Annotated in this window: 18 protein-coding genes and 1 riboswitch; of the genes, 11 read left to right on the top strand and 7 right to left on the bottom strand. The window is 69.0% G+C overall.

The features are described from left to right. From ACFUPX_RS42170 to ACFUPX_RS42180, 3 genes are all read left to right on the top strand, one after another. On the top strand, positions 1-390 hold a 390-nt coding region (locus ACFUPX_RS42170), incomplete at its 5' end, for a substrate-binding domain-containing protein (protein WP_383334701.1). A 251-nt stretch (positions 391-641) separates the two neighbouring features. Beyond that, on the top strand, positions 642-1,727 hold the full coding sequence (locus ACFUPX_RS42175; protein WP_383334703.1) for a metallophosphoesterase: 1,086 nt from the start codon (positions 642-644) through the stop codon (positions 1,725-1,727). Between the two features lie 182 nt (positions 1,728-1,909). Further along, positions 1,910-2,788 carry a hypothetical protein gene (locus ACFUPX_RS42180; protein ID WP_383334705.1) on the top strand — a complete coding sequence of 293 codons (879 nt, stop codon included), beginning with the start codon at positions 1,910-1,912 and terminating at the stop codon, positions 2,786-2,788. A 64-nt stretch (positions 2,789-2,852) separates the two neighbouring features. Here ACFUPX_RS42180 and thiC read toward each other — a convergent pair whose 3' ends face one another. Next, positions 2,853-4,634 carry a phosphomethylpyrimidine synthase ThiC gene (thiC, locus tag ACFUPX_RS42185; protein WP_383334707.1) on the bottom strand — a complete coding sequence of 594 codons (1,782 nt, stop codon included), beginning with the start codon at positions 4,632-4,634 and terminating at the stop codon, positions 2,853-2,855. After that, a riboswitch (TPP riboswitch) is annotated at positions 4,627-4,782 on the bottom strand. (Overlaps the previous gene by 8 nt.) A 71-nt stretch (positions 4,783-4,853) precedes the next feature. Between thiC and ACFUPX_RS42190 the strand changes: the two genes are divergently transcribed. Beyond that, positions 4,854-6,242, top strand: coding sequence for a YibE/F family protein (locus tag ACFUPX_RS42190; protein ID WP_383334709.1), 1,389 nt, complete (start codon positions 4,854-4,856; stop codon positions 6,240-6,242). Between the two features lie 60 nt (positions 6,243-6,302). Here ACFUPX_RS42190 and ACFUPX_RS42195 read toward each other — a convergent pair whose 3' ends face one another. The 4 genes from ACFUPX_RS42195 to ACFUPX_RS42210 all read right to left on the bottom strand — a co-directional run bounded on the left by ACFUPX_RS42195 (position 6,303) and on the right by ACFUPX_RS42210 (position 8,574). Beyond that, positions 6,303-6,740, bottom strand: coding sequence for an SsgA family sporulation/cell division regulator (locus tag ACFUPX_RS42195; protein ID WP_383334711.1), 438 nt, complete (start codon positions 6,738-6,740; stop codon positions 6,303-6,305). Positions 6,741-6,843: 103 nt separating this feature from the next. Then, positions 6,844-7,557 carry an IclR family transcriptional regulator gene (locus tag ACFUPX_RS42200; RefSeq protein WP_383334733.1) on the bottom strand — a complete coding sequence of 238 codons (714 nt, stop codon included), beginning with the start codon at positions 7,555-7,557 and terminating at the stop codon, positions 6,844-6,846. Positions 7,558-7,854: 297 nt separating this feature from the next. After that, entirely contained in the window at positions 7,855-8,076 is a 222-nt protein-coding gene (locus ACFUPX_RS42205; RefSeq protein WP_383334713.1) for a DUF5326 family protein, read from the bottom strand. 180 nt (positions 8,077-8,256) lie between these two features. Beyond that, positions 8,257-8,574, bottom strand: a complete 318-nt coding sequence (locus ACFUPX_RS42210; protein ID WP_160506069.1) for a cupin domain-containing protein — start codon at positions 8,572-8,574, stop codon at positions 8,257-8,259. 71 nt (positions 8,575-8,645) lie between these two features. On the opposite strand from ACFUPX_RS42210, the gene ACFUPX_RS42215 reads away from it, so the two are divergent. The 5 genes from ACFUPX_RS42215 (at position 8,646) to ACFUPX_RS42235 (ending at position 12,503) form a co-directional block, all read left to right on the top strand. Then, positions 8,646-9,026 carry a phage holin family protein gene (locus tag ACFUPX_RS42215; protein ID WP_383334715.1) on the top strand — a complete coding sequence of 127 codons (381 nt, stop codon included), beginning with the start codon at positions 8,646-8,648 and terminating at the stop codon, positions 9,024-9,026. Between the two features lie 9 nt (positions 9,027-9,035). Beyond that, positions 9,036-9,608: a low molecular weight protein-tyrosine-phosphatase gene (locus tag ACFUPX_RS42220; RefSeq protein ID WP_383334717.1), complete on the top strand. Its 573-nt coding sequence runs from the start codon at positions 9,036-9,038 to the stop codon at positions 9,606-9,608. Then, positions 9,577-10,839: a cystathionine gamma-lyase gene (locus tag ACFUPX_RS42225; protein WP_383334719.1), complete on the top strand. Its 1,263-nt coding sequence runs from the start codon at positions 9,577-9,579 to the stop codon at positions 10,837-10,839. The genes ACFUPX_RS42220 and ACFUPX_RS42225 overlap by 32 nt, the downstream gene beginning before the upstream one ends. Before the next feature lie 216 nt (positions 10,840-11,055). Continuing rightward, positions 11,056-11,961 (top strand): LysR family transcriptional regulator, encoded by a 906-nt coding sequence (locus tag ACFUPX_RS42230; RefSeq protein WP_383334721.1) that lies wholly within the window; start codon positions 11,056-11,058, stop codon positions 11,959-11,961. 59 nt (positions 11,962-12,020) lie between these two features. Next, complete coding sequence (locus tag ACFUPX_RS42235; protein WP_383334723.1) at positions 12,021-12,503, top strand: NUDIX domain-containing protein; 483 nt, start codon at positions 12,021-12,023, stop codon at positions 12,501-12,503. Between the two features lie 39 nt (positions 12,504-12,542). Here ACFUPX_RS42235 and ACFUPX_RS42240 read toward each other — a convergent pair whose 3' ends face one another. Both ACFUPX_RS42240 and ACFUPX_RS42245 read right to left on the bottom strand, forming a co-directional pair. After that, positions 12,543-14,138, bottom strand: a complete 1,596-nt coding sequence (locus ACFUPX_RS42240; protein WP_383334725.1) for a globin domain-containing protein — start codon at positions 14,136-14,138, stop codon at positions 12,543-12,545. Between the two features lie 394 nt (positions 14,139-14,532). Further along, complete coding sequence (locus ACFUPX_RS42245) at positions 14,533-15,165, bottom strand: HAD family hydrolase (protein ID WP_383334727.1); 633 nt, start codon at positions 15,163-15,165, stop codon at positions 14,533-14,535. Positions 15,166-15,241: 76 nt separating this feature from the next. Here ACFUPX_RS42245 and ACFUPX_RS42250 point away from each other — a divergent pair, with 76 nt between their 5' ends. Both ACFUPX_RS42250 and ACFUPX_RS42255 read left to right on the top strand, forming a co-directional pair. After that, a complete protein-coding gene (locus ACFUPX_RS42250; protein ID WP_383334729.1) occupies positions 15,242-15,793 on the top strand; it encodes a DUF2269 domain-containing protein in 552 nt (183 codons plus the stop codon). Positions 15,794-15,798: 5 nt separating this feature from the next. Then, on the top strand, positions 15,799-16,668 hold the full coding sequence (locus ACFUPX_RS42255) for a GNAT family N-acetyltransferase (protein ID WP_383334731.1): 870 nt from the start codon (positions 15,799-15,801) through the stop codon (positions 16,666-16,668). The last annotated feature ends 50 nt before the right edge of the window (positions 16,669-16,718 follow it).

Genomic DNA, 16,718 nt, shown 5'->3' on the forward strand with positions numbered 1-16,718 from the left:
GACCCGTGTGCGGGCGCCGTCGCGGCCGACCGGCTGCTCGCCAGACCCGACCGGCCCGACGCCGTCTACGGCCTCTTCGACCCCAACGGCACCGATCTCCTCGCAGCCGCCCGCCGCTACGGACTACGCGTGCCGGACGACCTGCTGCTCGTGTGCTGCAGCGAGTCCACCGTCTACGCCACCACCGAACCGCCCATCACCACGCTCTCGCTCAAACCACGACGCATCGGCACCGCCGTCGTCCAACTCCTCATCGACGCCATCGAAGGCCTGGACTCGGGCCGCCCCGTCGAGCAGGTGATACCGACGGAGCTGATCGTGCGCACCTCATCCCAGCGACGTCCACCGCGTACGACGGTCAGCCCACCCCGCTCACCCGGACCCGGTTGAGCGGGCCGCTCGGCGGGGAGAACCCCCGTCAACCGGGACCGCCCGGAACGGCCCGGCCGTGATCTGTGGGGAAACCCCTACCCAATTCGGGAGAAAACCTCGGTGAACTGGGGTTCAGCACTGATTCACCACCCCTGGTGCACCACACAGCGCGAGCCGCATTCCTATGATGGGCGGACGACACCGCGGGCCGCTGCGACCAAGCAGTCCGATCTCGGTGCAGATGCGGCGCAATGGTGGTGGAGGGGTCGATGACTCAGGGGGCCGGTCAGGGACCCGATGTGCGGACGGCGACGTTGCGCGACTTCCGCGTTCCGGCGTACGTCCATGAGACCGGTCCGGTCCAGGGGGGTTCGGCGGGTATGGCGGCTCCGGGCGCCCCGGGGGACACCCCTGTGGCGACGGACGACGGCTACACCCCCACCCAGCGCGACCTGCCCGTCATCAACCGCGGCGACACCGTGCAAGTGGAGGTGCAGGCCATGCCCGAGCCTCCGCAGGCGCCGGCGTCCGAGGAACACGGCCCGCTGTTCGTCGTGGGCGATGTGCACGGCTATCTGGACGAGCTGCTCGGCGCGCTCCAGGAGCAGGGCCTCATCGACGCCGAGGGCGACTGGTCCGCGGGCAACGCGCGCCTGTGGTTCCTCGGCGACTTCACCGACCGTGGCCCGGACGGCATCGGCGTCATCGACCTCGTGATGCGCCTTTCCGCGCAGGCCGCCGCCGCGGGCGGCTACTGCAAGGCCCTGATGGGCAACCACGAGCTGCTCCTGCTCGGCGCGAAGCGGTTCGGCGACACCCCGGTCAACTCGGGCGCGGGCACGGCCACCTTCCAGGCCGCCTGGCTCCTGAACGGCGGCCAGAAGACCGACATGGAGCGCCTCGAGGACCACCATCTGCAGTGGATGGCCCGCCTGGACGCGATCGAGTCGGAGGACGGGCATCTCCTGATGCACTCCGACACGACCGTCTATCTGGATTACGGCGACTCGATCGAAGCCGTGAACGACACGGTCCGCGAGACCCTCACGCGCAACGACGCGGACGAGTGCTGGGACCTCTTCCGGAAGTTCACCAAGCGCTTCGCCTTCCGCGACGAGTCGGGCCCCTCTGCCGTACGCGAACTCCTCGACATGTACGGCGGCCATCGCGTCGTGCATGGCCACAGCCCCATCCCGTATCTGCTCGGCGATGTCGGCTCGGAGGATGACTCGGACGGCGGCGGACCCGTCATCGAGGGGCCGCACATCTACGCAGGCGGACTGGCCATCGCCATGGACGGCGGCGTGACCATGGCCGGAAAGCTGCTGGTCTGCCAACTACCCCTGGATAACTGAGCGTTCCTGGGGCAGGTGCACCCCTACACGATCACGCAGGCCAAGGGGCCTTTTTCTGGAAACCCCCTGTCACCGCGTGCCGTCACGGCTCTACCATCGGCTTATCCGTAGCAGGCTCCCCTCCGTTTCTGCCCGACGGCTCGCAGCCATGCGAGCTCCCAAGCCCTACGGAGCATCGGGGGATGCACATGAACAGCGCTCCACACCTGCTCAATGAGGACCGCCCCGAGTACGAGCGGATCCTTGATGAGGCGCTGCGCACCGCACCGAACCGTCCTGATCTCGCCGCAATGGGCGAGCGGCTCAATCCCGAACAGCTGCGCACGATGGCGCTGAACGCCACCGCGCTGATCACGGCCGCCGCCACGACCGAGTACACGCACTATGTGAAGATCCGCGAAGAACTGCGCGACAGCGGATCTGCCGCACCATCGATCAGGGAGCGGAGCCCCGAGGGACCGGCGGAAGCCGGCTCCGGCGGCCTCGGTCTCGCCACGACGATGGGAGAGGTCACCGCCCAGGCTTCCGGGGCGGGGGCCATCGCCGTCGTCGCGGTGCTCGCGCCCGTCCTCGCCGGGGCGGCCGCCGCGATCTTCCTGCTCGTCGGCTACATCCTGAAGATGCTCAACCCCGAGCCCGCCTTCGCGGACACCCTGCTCACCGCGGGATGGCTGTTCGGCGCGCTCACCGCAGGGGGCATCCTGATCGCCGCGATCGGCCTGCTCCTGACCGCCCTGCGCAACGGCTCCACCTCGCTCCTGGCCGGTTCGCACGGCGAACAGAACGAGGAAGTGGCCCGCGCCAGGGAAGCCTGGGGCGAGGCGCTCCTGGAGCGCGGCCTCCTGCCGTTCCTGCGGGAGGCCCTGGCGGATCCGGGTACGGCGGCGCACGCGGCCCGTACGCCGTCGGCGGATCCCAGCAGCCGGATGCCTCAACTCGGCTACCACAGGCCCGGATTCAGCAGCCCGGACGGCGGCCCGGCGGCGGGTCCGCGCCCGAGCTTCTCGAGCCCGGACTTCTCGAGCCCGGACTTCGGCGGTCCCGACCACAAGCCGGAGTAGGACGCGAGGGCGCCTCGGGCGGGCACCAGTAGGAGCCCGCCCGAAGCGCCACGCACCGCGCCGGTCAGTCGGCGATCGGCAGGTACACGCGGTTTCCGGCTGCCGCGAACTCCTTGGACTTCTGGTCCATGCCCGCCGCGATCTCGTCCTGCGTGCCGCCGTGCTCACGCCGGATGTCGTGCGAGATCTTCATGCTGCAGAACTTCGGCCCGCACATCGAGCAGAAGTGCGCCGTCTTCGCGGGCTCCGCGGGCAGCGTCTCGTCGTGGAACTCGCGAGCCGTGACGGGGTCGAGGGCCAGGTTGAACTGGTCCTCCCAGCGGAACTCGAAGCGCGCGTCCGAGAGCGCGTCGTCCCAGTCCTGCGCGCCCGGGTGCCCCTTGGCGAGGTCCGCCGCGTGGGCCGCGATCTTGTACGTGATGACGCCGGTCTTCACGTCGTCGCGGTTGGGCAGGCCCAGGTGCTCCTTGGGCGTGACGTAGCAGAGCATCGCCGTGCCCCACCAGCCGATCATCGCGGCGCCGATGCCGGAGGTGATGTGGTCGTACGCGGGCGCGATGTCGGTGGTCAGCGGGCCCAGCGTGTAGAACGGCGCCTCCTCGCAGATCTCCTGCTGAAGGTCGATGTTCTCCTTGATCTTGTGCATCGGGACGTGCCCCGGGCCCTCGATCATCGTCTGTACGTTGTGACGCTTGGCGATCGTGTTGAGTTCCCCGAGGGTGCGCAACTCGGCGAACTGCGCCTCGTCGTTGGCGTCCGCGATCGAACCGGGGCGCAGTCCGTCGCCGAGCGAGTACGTCACGTCGTAGGACGCGAGGATCTCGCAGAGCTCCTCGAAGTTCTCGTAGAGGAAGCTCTCCTTGTGGTGCGCGAGGCACCAGGCCGCCATGATCGAGCCACCGCGCGAGACGATGCCGGTCTTGCGGTTGGCGGTCAGCGGGACGTACGGAAGGCGCACGCCCGCGTGGACCGTCATGTAGTCCACGCCCTGTTCGGCCTGCTCGATGACCGTGTCCTTGTAGATGTCCCAGGTCAGCGCCTCGGCCTGGCCGTCGACCTTCTCCAGGGCCTGGTAGAGCGGCACGGTCCCGATGGGGACGGGGGAGTTGCGCAGGACCCACTCGCGGGTGGTGTGGATGTTGCGCCCGGTGGACAGGTCCATGACCGTGTCGGCGCCCCACTTGGTCGCCCAGGTCATCTTGTCCACCTCCTCCTCGATGGAGGAGGTGACCGCGGAGTTGCCGATGTTGGCGTTCACCTTCACCAGGAACTTCTTGCCGATGATCATCGGCTCGATCTCCGGGTGGTTGACGTTGGCGGGGATCACCGCGCGGCCCGCGGCGACCTCCGCGCGCACGACCTCGGGGTCTAGGTTCTCGCGGATCCCGATGAACTCCATCTCGGGCGTGATCTCACCGCGGCGGGCGTACGCGAGCTGCGTCACCGCCTGGCCCGCGCGCCCCCTGCGCGGCTGGCGCGGGCGGCCGGGGAAGACCGCGTCGAGGTTCTTCAGGCCCCCGCGCGGCGAGGTGTGCTTGATGCCGTCGTCCTCGGGGCGGGGCGGGCGGCCCGTGTACTCCTCGGTGTCGCCGCGGGCGATGATCCAGTTCTCGCGCAGGGGCGCGAGGCCCCTGCGGACGTCGGTGTCGATGGACTCGTCGGTGTAAGGACCCGAAGTGTCGTACAGGGTCACGGCCTTGCCGTTGGTGAGGTGCACCTGGCGGACCGGCACCCGCAGGTCGGGGCGCGAGCCCTCGACATACGCCTTGTGCCAGCCGATGGACTTCCCGGCCTCGTCGCTCTGGTTCTGCTTCGAGGCAGGCGTGCGTGCGTCCGCTGCGGTCATGAGACCTACTCCCTACGCCGGCATTACCCGGTAACAGGTTCGGCGGTCGACGCAGCGAATTCCGTACGGCTCGTGCACTATTTGTGCCGCTTCGTACGGAGGTCAGCGCCCTCTCAGCCCGGTGCTCCGAGCTCCCGCGATTGCAAAGGTGGCTCCACGCTAGCGTCCTATCGGGCGCGCTGAACAGAGGGCCCCCTCCGTTCTTGCGATGATCGGGCAGTGACCACCACTGAGCCGCCGTCCCAGCCGCCCGCCCCGAACGTGCCGCCGGACCCGCATGGCCACTCCCACAGCCATGGTCCGGCCGCGCCCGTCTCCAAGCATCTGCGCAAGGTCATCGCCGCCGTGCTGATTCCTTTCGCCACGGCGGTCGTCGTGGGGCTCGCGGTGTTCTGGCCCGGCGGCGCACCCGACCACGCGCGCACCGGCGTCGGCTTCGACCGGCAGACCCAGTCGGCCGACGTGACGAAGGTGCGAGAACTCCCCTGCAAGGACGTGAACGCCTCGCAGACCCCGCCGAACGGCGACACCTCCACCGCCGAGGGACAGTCCGCGCAGTCCCGTGCGAAGGGCGTCTGCAAGAAGGCGACGATCGAGGTGACCAGCGGCAACGACAAGGGCCGCACCTTCACCGAGATCGTCCAGCCGGACTCACCGCGGCAGTTGCGCCAGGGCCAGCAGGTGGTGGTCGCCTACGAGCCCACGGCCCCCGAGGCGCTGCAGTACTCGGTCACCGACGTGAACCGGAAGTTCCCCATGGCGCTGCTCGCCGGGATCTTCGCGCTCGCCGTCGTCGTGGTGGGACGGCTGCGCGGCCTCATGGCCCTGATCGCCCTGGCGTTGAGCTTCCTGGTCCTGACGTTCTTCATCCTGCCCGCGATCCTTCAGGGCTCGAACCCGCTGGTCGTGGCGGTGATCGGGGCCAGCGCCATCATGCTGATCGCGCTCTACCTGTGCCACGGTCTGACGGCACGAACATCGGTCGCGGTCCTGGGCACGCTGATCTCGCTGCTCCTCATCGGCCTCCTCGGCTCGCTCTTCATCGGCTGGGCATCGCTGACGGGCAACACGGACGACAACACGGGCCTGATCCACGGCCTGTATCCGTCCATCGACATGAGCGGCCTGCTGCTCGCCGGTGTCATCATCGGCTCGCTCGGCGTGCTGGACGACGTGACGGTGACGCAGACGTCCGCCGTCTGGGAACTGCACCAGGCCAACCCCACGATGGGCTGGCGCGGTCTGTACGGCGCGGCCATCCGCATCGGCCGCGATCACATCGCCTCGGTCGTCAACACCCTCGTCCTGGCCTACGCGGGCGCGGCGCTGCCCCTGCTGCTGCTCTTCTCGATCGCGCAGAGCAGCGTGGGCACGGTGGCCAACAGTGAGCTGGTGGCCGAGGAGATCGTGCGCACCCTGGTCGGCTCGATCGGCCTGGTCGCCTCGGTACCGGTGACTACCGCGCTCGCGGCCCTGGTGGTCTCGGCCGACCGTTCGACCCCGGCGGCCGCCGCGGTCCGGACGGGAGGCTCGGCCCACCCCGGAAGCGGCGCCACCCCGGCAGCCAAGCAGAGCCGTAGCGGAAAAGGCCGGCGCCGCAAGGCCTGAGCCTTGGATGCCACGAAATGCAGCAATCTGCCGTCGGCTTGGCCCTTCGGCTCGCGGAGGTCAACCCGCGCTCTGCTCCTCGGCGAGGATCCGGTCCAGCGCCTCGTCCAGATGCGTCTCCAGGTCGGCGAGCGCCCGCTCCTGCCCCAGCGGAACCAGCTTGTCCGTACGGTCCAGGAAAGCGAGCAGCGGCGGGATCCCCACCCGGAAGAGCGCCTGGTCCGAACCGACCTGAAGCCTGATCAGCGCCTCGTCGAGCAGCTCGGGATCGGTGGGCGCGATGTGCACATCCCCGTCGCCACACGCCCCGCCCACCCCGTCGACCAGCAGCTCCCGCCCGAAAGCCCAGGTCACAGGGGCGTCCCCGGGGAGGTGGAAGGTCAGCCGGACGGCGTAGGGATCACCGCTTTCGTAACGCAGCTCCACCGGGATGCGAAACGACAGCTCCTCGGAAACGAGGAAGCTCATCATGACCTCTGCCTGGACCGACTCGCGCATCGCCCGCCTACCCCGTCGCTAAAGCTCGACTGGCCAGGAACCAACTCCCTGACACTCATGGCATCTTGCTTAACGTACACATCAGATCACAAGGAGTGAGTTTTCAGATGCTGATAGAGAAGGCAAGTGTCCCCAGTAGCCTCCCGAGCTCATTCTGCAACCGTTCCGCTGCAGGTAGTAGCCGATCTGCTTGATAAGCGGGCACGGAAATCGCCATGGTGGCCGCCGTGTTGCCCGCAGTGATCGGAATCGCGGCGCAGACCGTGCCCAACGCGTACTCCTGACGCTCCACCACGGGCTCCATCCGGCCCATCCCCTCCAGGCGGCGCAGAAAACTCCGGTCGTCACGGACCGAGTACGGAGTGATCGACTGCACCGGATAGCGGGAGAGGTGGTCCTGACGCCGCTCGTCGTCGAGTTGGGCGAGCAGACACTGCCCGATCGCGTGGGCGTGTCCTGTCTCGCGGAAGTCGGCCCACTCCTCCACCGCCGGATTCCCCGGCGTGTCCGCCACAGCCACGACCTCGATCTCGCCTTCGCGGTAGACGGCGAAATACACCGGCACCCCGATGGCGTCACGCCAGTGCTCCAGGGCTTCGCCGATCATGCCGCGACGATTCTGCTGCGCCCCGCTCGCGCTCAGCCGCTCAGCCGCCTCGCCGAGCACGAACACGCCCTTGTCCCGGCGCAGATAGCCCTCGTGCGTCAGCGTGCGCAGCAGGTGGTAGGCCGTGGGCAGCGCTAGCCCTGCCTCCCGGGCCAACTGCTTGGCAGGCGCGCCCTCCTGATGTGCGGAAGCGGCTTCCAGCAACCGCATCGCCCGCTGTACCGAGCCAATGAGGGTCGGCGCGGCGGCAGTTGTCGCCGTGACGATCGGCTGTGGCCCGAACGAGGGGTCGTTGGAGGAGGTGTCGGCGGGTGTGGCGTCGACCGTGGCCAAGGTTCACTCCCGAAACGCGTGGGGGTTCCGCCCGTGCCCGGGATACACGGGTGGGAGCGCAGTGCGCCCGAGCGGGGCTCACCCCGCGTCGGTTTTCGGACTCTAACCGCTGGCCGACGGCCTAAGCCCGCGCACCGGGAAACTTCCCCCACCCGAGCGAACTGTTGCGAGAAATCACCAGTCGCCGCGCGAAGACGTCGAGCCGGATATGAACTTCCGTACGACGTAGATGAGTCCGCCGACCAGCGCCACGAAAATCAGTGCCTTGAACAACAGGCCGACCACGAATCCCACGACGCTCGCTATCAAACCGCCGAACACGACCAGGGCGATGACCGGCACCGCGATCCACTTCACCCACCACGGCAATCCCGAGAAGATCTCCTGCGCTGCCATCGTCCTTACCTCTCTCCGCATCCGTCCTACTTCTTGCATTCGATGCTAGGGCGGCGGAGGGCCCGACGGGGGCCTCGCGTCCCTTGTCCTCCCCTGATCCGCCCCCTAGGGAACCCCGAGGTCGCAGCCCTGAGAAGTCAGCCCTCCGGCGTAGAGGACAGGCCCATCAGAGGGTGCGGATCAGCCCTCCGGCGGAGAGAAGACGACGAGCACCCGCAGGTCCTCGCTGATGTGGTGGAACTTGTGGGCGACCCCCGCCGGCACGTACACGACACTGCCGCGCGCGACTTGGGTGGTCTCCATGCCGACCGTGATCGACGCCCGGCCGCTGACGATCATGTACACCTCGTCCTGCTGATGCGGCTGCTGCGGATCCGACTCCCCGGCGTCGAGCGCGTACAGCCCCACCGACATGTTCCGCTCGCGCAGAAACTGCAGATACGCACCGTCGTTCGCGGCGCGCTCCGTCTCCAGTTCATCCAGCCGGAATGCCTTCATCGTCCTCGTACGCCCCTTGCCCCAGCTCGCGAGCCGACCGCTCTGGCCGTCCGTCTGCAACGATCAGACACATGAAGAATTTCGTAGTCAAGACGATCGCCAACGCGGCGGCCCTGGCCGTCGCCGTGTGGCTCCTCGACAAGATCACCCTGACCGGCGACAACACGGGCAAGAAGACGCTCACGCTGATCGTTGTCGCACTGCTCTTCGGCCTGGTGAACTTCCTGGTCAAGCCGATCGTGAAGGTGCTCACCTTCCCGCTGTTCATCCTGACCCTCGGCCTGATCACGCTCGTGGTCAACGCCCTGATGCTGCTGCTGACCTCGTGGCTTGCCGACAAGTTCGACCTGAGTTTCCACGTCGACGGGTTCTGGACCGCCGTTCTGGGCGGCCTGATCATCTCGATCGTGTCCTGGGCGATGAACGTCGTCCTGCCCGACGACAAGGACTGAGCCCGCCCCATGGCCTCCTCCACGGCCCCTTCCACGGTCCCTTCCGTGGCCCCCTCCACGGCCTTCTCCGTGTGTTTCGTCTGCACCGGCAACATCTGCCGGTCCCCCATGGCCGAACACGTCTTCCGCGCGCGGGTCGGCGAGGCCGGGCTCGGCGAACTGGTCCAGGTGGACAGCGCGGGCACGGACGGCTGGCACGAAGGGGACGGCGCGGATCCGCGCACCGTCTCCGTCCTGGCGGCGGCCGGCTACGAGAGCGAGCACGTGGCACGCCGTTTCCAGGTCTCCTGGTTCTCCCGGCTCGACCTGGTGATCGCCCTGGACTCCGGCCACTACCGGACCCTGCGCCGCCTCGCGCCGACACCTGCCGACGCGGACAAGGTGCGGCTGCTGCGCTCGTACGACCCCGTGGCCGCGGGACTGGGCGACCTGGACGTCCCCGACCCGTACTACGGGGATGACGACGGGTTCGACGTGTGCCTGAGAATGGTGGAGGCGGCGAGCGACGGTCTGCTCGACGCCGTACGTGAAGCAAGGGAAGGCGGGCGGCATGACGGACTCCGCAGCGATATCCGCAGGTAGCGGGGCAGGTACCGGTCCTGGCACCGGATCTGGCACCGGCGCGGGAACCCGCACCGGGATGGGCGACGGCACGAGAGCCGTGCGGGCCGGTCTCCCCGAGCCCGTGAAGCACGAGCCGACCCTCCCGGGGCCGGTGTTCGCCGCGCACTTCCACCTGCCGGGCGACCCCACCGGGCCGTACACCTACGGGCGGGACGACAACCCGACCTGGACACTCCTCGAACAGGCCATCGGCGAGCTCGAGGCCCCGGACGAGTTGCCGGACGAGGCGTCGGGCGAGGGGAGCGAGGGGGCCGCAGGCCCAGGCGTCGAGACCCTGGTCTTCGCCTCCGGTATGGCCGCCATCTCTGCGGTGCTCTTCTCGCAGCTGCGCGCCGGCGACGCGGTGGTCCTGCCGGACGACGGCTATCAGGCGCTGCCCCTGGTCAGGGAGCAGCTCACCGCGTACGGCATCGAGGTGCGCACCGCCCCGACCGGCGGAGACGCGCAGCTAGATGTCCTGGACGGCGCCAAGCTGCTGTGGATCGAGACTCCGTCGAACCCGGGCCTCGACGTGTGTGACGTGCGGCGTCTAGCCGACGCGGCACACGCGCGTGGAGCCCTGGTGGCGGTCGACAACACCCTGGCCACGCCGCTCGGCCAGCGCCCCCTCGAACTCGGCGCGGACTTCTCCGTGGCCAGCGGCACCAAGATGCTCACCGGCCACGGCGACATCCTCCTTGGGTACGTTGCCTGCCGCGACGCCGAGCTGACCGCTGCCGTGCGGCGCTGGCGCAAGATCGTCGGGGCCATCCCGGGGCCGATGGAGGCCTGGCTCGCGCATCGCTCGCTGGCCACGCTCCAGCTGCGCGCCGAGCGCCAGAACACCAACGCCCTGGCCCTCGCCGAGGCGTTGCGCGGCCACGACGAAGTGACCGGGCTTCGCTATCCGGGGCTGCCGGACGACCCCTCGCACAAGATCGCCTCACAGCAGATGCGGCGCTTCGGGTGCGTGGTCTCCTTCACCCTGCCCTCACGCACGCGTGCCGATCGTTTCCTCGACGCACTGCGTCTCGTGGACGACGCGACGAGCTTCGGCGGGGTGCGTTCCACCGCGGAACGGCGTGGCCGCTGGGGTGGGGACGCCGTCGCGGAAGGCTTCATCCGCCTGTCCGCCGGGTCCGAGGACACCGATGACCTGGTCACGGATGTGCTGCGCGCGCTGGCGGAGTCCGCGAGCCAACGGCCCTGAGCGCGTGCCGACCGCTCCCGGCTAGTACCGGGCTACGCACAACGAACGGTCCGAGCCTCCCCCTCGTGGCTCGGACCGTTCCGGTTCTGCGCGCGAAGAACCGCGCACACAAGGCTAGTTGACTCTGTGTCAGTGTCCAATCACAGTAGCGACAGAGACCTATCGACATATTTATAGTTGCTCCCGACCCGAGGGCCGGGAGGGGAGGGCACCGCCGTGGATCTGGCCCTGCTGCGCACGTTCGTGACCGTGCACCGGGCCGGTTCCTTCACCCGCGCCGCCGCCCTGCTCGGCCTCTCCCAGCCCGCGGTCACCTCGCAGATACGGACCCTCGAACGGCAGCTGGGCCGCCCCCTGTTCCTGCGCCAGGCGCGTGGCGTGACTCCCACGACCATCGGGGACGAGCTCGCCCACAAGGCCGCGCCGCATCTCGATGCCCTGGTGGAGATCGCCGAGACGGGGCTCGAGAAGGACTCCTCCGTACGCACCCTCCACCTCGCGGGGCCTTCGGAGTTCACCGCGGCCCGCGCGCTACCCGCTCTCACCGCACTGACCGGGCAGGACGGACACGGCTTCGCGCTGCGTGCCTCCTTCGGCAACGCGGAGGAGGTCCTCGAAGGGCTCTCCGCCGGGCACCACGACCTGGCCATCACCACGGCTCAGCCGCGCGGCGCGCTGCTCACCGCGACGCCTCTCTGCGACGAGGAGCACGTCCTGGTCGCGGGCCCGCTCCTGGCCGCCCGTATCGGCCCCGGCAAGCTGCGCCGCAAGGGTGCATCCGCGCTCGAGAACCTGCCGGTGGTCGAGGTGCACGAGTCGCTGCCACTGGTCGCCCGCTACTGGGCCGCCGTCTTCGACACCCGTCCGGCCGCATCGGGCACCGTCATTGTTCCGGACCTGCGGGCGGTGCTCGCCTGCGTCGCCACCGGGGCCGGCCTCGCCGTGCTGCCGCGCTATCTCTGTGCGCCCGCTCTGAGAAGTGGCGAGGTCGTGGCCCTGCTGGACCCCGTGGTGCCCCCGCTGCGCACGTATTTCCTCGTCGTACGCACCGGCACACTCGCGATGCCGCACATCGCGCGGGCGCACGAGTGGCTGCTGCGTGCTGCCGTCGACTGGGCTTGAGCGGGACTCCGACTGGTTCACGATGTTTCACGTGGAACAGTCCGGGCCACATTTCTCCCATGACCGTCCGACCCGTGGTCAAGCGCACCGCACGCGCCGTCCTGCTCGATGGCGACGACCTGGTCCTGATCAAGCGGACCAAGCCCGGCGTCGATCCCTACTGGCTCACTCCCGGTGGCGGGGTGGAGCCGGAGGACGCGACTGTCGTCGACGCGCTCCATCGTGAGGTGCACGAGGAGCTCGGCGCCAAGATCTCCGACGTGGTGCCCTGCTTCGTGGACACCGTCGAGCACATCGGCGAGGACGGCGGCGCGACCGGCGTCAAAGTGCAGCACTTCTTCGTCTGCCGCCTGGAGTCCATGGACCTCTCGCTGCGGCACGGCCCCGAGATGGACGAGCCGTGCGGCGAGTACGAGATCGTCCACGTGCCCTTCACCCGGGTCGGGATCGCCTCGGTCCATCTCGTACCGCTGTCACTGCGGCACTATCTGGACGGCAACATCGAGGGCGTACGCGCGATGCACGCCCCAGATCTGGGCTGATCTCCTCCTGGGCGACATCGCACTGACGGACCGTTGCGGTCAGTCGGCTACCGCCACCAGTTCCTCCACGGAGTCGTGGCGGATCCGCCCGGCAGGGATACCGACGTCCCGCAGCGCGTCCACACCGCTGCGGATCATGCCGGGCGGGCCCGAGAGGTAGGCGTCGTACTCGTTCCAGGGGCCGTACTCGCGCACGGCGTCCGGGAATTGGGCGTGATCATCGACGACCGGGCGCACCGAGAGCCAGGGGTGGGTCTGCTGGAGGCGCAGCATCGTGTCGATGTCGTACAGGTCGTGGTCGGTGCGGGCGCCGTAGAAGACCTCGACCGGACGCCGTTCGCCGTGCTCGGCGACGTCCTCGACGAGCGCCTTGATGGGGGCGATACCCGTACCGCCGCCCAGACAGAGCAAGCCGCTGTCGGTGGTGTGGTCGACGGTCATCGAACCCGCGGGCGCGCCAAGACGCAGGACGTCACCCGGCCGTGCGTGGTGCACCAGGGCGTTGGAGACCCAGCCCGCGGGGACGGCCTTCACGTGGAAGGAGAGCAGCCCGTCGGAGCGCGGTGCCGATGCGAACGAGTAGTGCCGCCAGATCCGCGGCCACCAAGGCGTCTCCAGGCTCGTGTACTGGCCCGCCAGGAAGGGATAGGGCTGGTCGGGGCGGACGGTGACGACAGCGATGTCAGGCGTTCTCAGGTCGTGCGAGACGACCTCGGCGAACCACCAGGCCGGGGCGCGCAGTTCATCGGCGGCAGCCGCGTCGATCATGATCTGGGAGATGGTCGTGTACGTCCGGACCCAGGCGGCCTCGGTCTCCTCGTCCCAGACCGCGCTCGCGTACCGGCTGAGCGAGCCGATCAGGCACTCGCCGACGGCCGGGTAGTGCTCGGGCCGGGTGCCGTACTTGCGGTGTCCGCGGCCGAGGTTCTTCAGATACGCGGTGAGTACGTCGGCGTGGTCGATGTGCTCGGCCGCGGTCAGCAGCGCCTTGAGCAGCCGGTCGCGCTGGGTGTCCATCGCCGCGGGGAACAGCGGGCGCAGGTCGGGGTGGCGGGTGAAGAGCAGTGCGTAGAAGTACGACGTCACCTTGTCGGCGACGGGGCCTATTTCGGCCATCGTGCGCTGGACGCGGATCGCGTCGGGGGAACCCGTGGGGGAGGGCTTCCGTGGCTCCGGTACGCGCTCGGGGTGCGGCTCGGGGTGTGATGCCGGGGCCTGGTCCTGGGCGCGGGCGTGGTTCTGGTCCTGAGGGTGGTTCTGGCCCTGGGGGAGGTTCTGGTCCTGGGACCGGGCCTGGGGGGCGCCCTGCGGCGCGGCCGGGGCGTGCGCCGGTACTGCCGCTTCCTGGGCTGCCGGTACCTGGGCTGCCGGTATTCGCTCCTCGGCCGCGCGCTCGGGTTCAGGCGCGGGCCGGGCCTCCGGAGCGGACGTGGACGCGGGCCCGCCGGACCTGCCCAGGGGGCGTATGGCGGACACCCGGCGGCCCTCTACCGCCTCGGGCTCACCGGCCTCGGTCTGGGTCGGCTCGCCGCCCTCCGACGGCTTCGGCGCCTTGCGCGGGGTGAACCAACCGCCTCCACCGCCGGTGTCGCCGGAAGTGCCGTTACCCGCCGACGTGGTGGTCGGAGCGTCCATGCTGTGCCTCGCCTCGAACATCTCTCAGTCGGTCCGTGCACTTCCCTGTAGGAAGCCGCTTACTTTCCCCGCTCTGCCTCGACAGCCAATGTGGCCACATTGAACCTTGGATTACCGGACCCTACGGACAAGTAGGAAGTAAATGTGACATTGCCCGCAGTCATCTCACCGCAGCGTCCCATCCCTCACCACTACCCCGGTCGCATAACGGGAAGTTCAGGTCTTCGATCTCTTCGCCCCGTTAGGCTGCGTTGACCTCCGCCCGTGCCCCCCAGGGGTGCGCTGAGATGCACCCGGCCCGAACCGGACTCGACCATACCGGCAGCCGCCCGGGGCACAAGTCCCGCCGTACTCCACCGGGAATTCAGCGGCCTGCGCACGTCAATTGCTCCAATTACCAGGCGCGGCGCACCAATTCATACGCCTTACGCAGATCCCGCCCGACATAAGAGTGGGTGGCGAGCCCGGCCAGCCGCTGATCCGCATTGACGGCGACCGAAACAGGCACCGCTCCGAACAGCTCCAGGTCCGAGAGCGAGTCACCATAAGCGACGCAATCGGACCGCCCCACCCCGAACTCTTCACAGAGCCGGTTCGCGATCTTCACCTTGGCCGCGGCACTGAGAATGCCCGTCGGATCCACCGGCTCGGTGAACGGCACGGAGGGGAAAACCGATCCATACGCGGCATGCGCACCCCAGGCGAGCAGCCGCTCCACGAAGAATGACGGCGACAGCGAGATCACCGCGCAGTAGTCGCCTCCCTCTCGGATCTCGGCCCAGGTCTCACGGATCCCCATCAGCCACGGCGCCCCCTCGAAAGCCGCTGTGACCTGCGCGTCCGTGAGTTCCGCCCACAGGGCGCGCACACGGACCGCGTACTGCGGCGAGTCGATCCGCAGCGCCACGAACTCCCGTTCCAGCTCCGCGATCTCCGCTTCGAGGCCGAGCTGACGCGAGATCTCCACGGGCGCCGCCGTGCCGTGCAGCAGCGTTCCGTCCAGGTCGAAGAGGTGAAGGCGTGCCATGTACGCCGAGGCTAGTACCCACGGTTACTCCCGCTGTAAGACGCCATCGGCCCCCGCTCCCGGCACCGTGTTTCACGTGAAACTAAGCCGCCCCGCTCGCCGGGCCACCCTCGTCGTCCATGTCACCGCCGCCGCCGGCTGGCTCGGGCTCACGCTCGGTCTGCTCGCGCTCGCCTTCGCGGCCCTCACCACGGGCTCCGCCCCGACCACCGAAGCCGCCGCCCGCTCCATGAAGCTCTTCTCGGACTGGCTGGTGCTCCCCCTGGCGCTGCTCACGCTGCTAAGCGGTCTACTGCTGTCCCTCGGGACTCCCTGGGGCCTCGCAAAGCACCGCTGGGTCTACACCAAGTTCTGGCTGACCCTGGCCACCACCGCCGCCACGGCCTTCGCGCTGCGTCCCGGCATCGACGACACGGTCGCCACCGTGTCCGCGGGCTCCCCCGTGACGGATCCGGCCGACCTGATCGCCGGACCCATCGTCTCGCTGAGCGCCTATCTCTTCATGATGGTCATCTCGCTCCTCAAGCCCTGGGGCCTGACCCGTCGTGGCCGGAAGCAACGTGACCAAATCCGACGTGCTTCTGCCCACAAACCGGTGGACGCCAAGGACGTACGTCAGACAGCCTGAGCCGAGTGTCGACACCTACCCTCACCGCACTGCCCATCCGCCGGCTGACCCGCCTCGATCTCACCGCCTGCGCCGACCTCTCGCAGGATCGCGGCTGGCCACGCGAGGAGCACAAATGGGGGCTGCTGCTCTCCGCCGGCACCGGATACGGCATCGACGATCCCGACGGTGACGGACTCATCGCCGCCTGCGTGGTGACCGAATACGGCCCTCAGGAGCGCCCCGGCCTCGGAGCGATCGGCATGGTCCTCATCGCCGAACGGCACGCCCGCAAGGGCCTCGGCCGTCGTCTGATGCGCTACGTCGTCGAGGGAGCGGGCACCACTCCGCTCACCCTCCACGCGACGCCGAGCGGTCGCCCCCTCTACGAGCAGCTCGGATTCAAGACCACCGGCCGCGCCGAAATGGTCCGCGGCCACTTCAGCCCCGGCGGCACACTGCCGGACGTCACCACCCGCCCGGCGACCGCGGAGGACCTGTCCGCGCTGGTCCGTCTCGACACCGAGGTCTTCGGCCTCGACCGCACCCACGTGCTCACCCGGCTTCCGGCCTTCGTCGACCAGCTGCGGGTCGCGGAGGCGGACGGCACGATCACCGGCTACGCGGGCGCCTGGCCGAACATGGAGACCCATGTCATCGGCCCCCTGATCGCCCGGGACACGGAGACGGCAAAGGCCCTGATCGCCTCGCTCGCCGAGGGCTCGGACCGGCCGCTGCGCACCGACATCGACGTACGCCATGAAGAACTGCTCGCCTGGGTGAAGGAGCGGGGCCTCGCGCCCATCGCCTTCAATGCCGTGATGACGTACGGCGTCCCGGAGCTCCCCGGCGACTGGACCCGCCGTTTCGCGCCGCTGACTGTGGCGGCCGGCTGATCGCACACGAAGGCCCGCCCTCATCTACCGGTTGGCTTCCGGTAGATGAG

Source organism: Streptomyces sp. NPDC057302 (assembly GCF_042667685.1).
Lineage (GTDB): Bacteria > Actinomycetota > Actinomycetes > Streptomycetales > Streptomycetaceae > Streptomyces.